Raw genomic sequence first — 524 nt, forward strand, 5'->3', positions numbered from 1 at the left:
GTGAAATGGGTCTTAAAACGGAGCGCTCGGGAAGCCGCTGTTTTTGGAATGGGGGGAATCTTCTCCAATAATGTAATGATCGGAATTCCGCTAATTATGCTCTTTATGGGTAGTGAAGCGATTGCTGTATCGGCACTTGTGATCTCCTTTAATGCGCTTTTACTCTGGAGCTTAGTCTCCGTTGCGATTGAGTGGGCAGATCATGGTTCTCTCTCGCTTAAAGGTTTTTTGCTCACTTTTCGTGGCGTTCTAAAAAACCCAATTGTAGTCGGCATCATGCTCGGGCTCTTAGTGAGCTTTCTCCGAGTACCGATCCCCACCTTTGCGACCCATACCATTGAGATGTTCTCCGATATGGTTGCCCCACTTTCACTCTTGGTTCTCGGCATGGGTTTGGCGAAGTACCGGCTTGGTGCCAATCTGAAATTGAGCCTCAATATCACCTTCTTTAAACTCATTCTCCATCCGCTTATTATCTGGGGCGTAGCGCTTCTAATGGGATTACCCCCTTTTGAGACAAAAGC

1 protein-coding gene is annotated in these 524 nt (G+C 47.1%); it reads left to right on the forward strand.

The genetic code is table 11. The annotated features are described in order from the left end of the window. Window positions 1–75: 75 nt before the first annotated feature. The coding region (locus FK268_RS26235) for an AEC family transporter (protein WP_205124551.1) at window positions 76–524 on the forward strand (449 nt) is incomplete at its 3' end.

It is taken from the genome of Tsukamurella sputi (genome assembly GCF_007858445.1).
Lineage (GTDB): Bacteria > Actinomycetota > Actinomycetes > Mycobacteriales > Mycobacteriaceae > Tsukamurella > Tsukamurella sputi.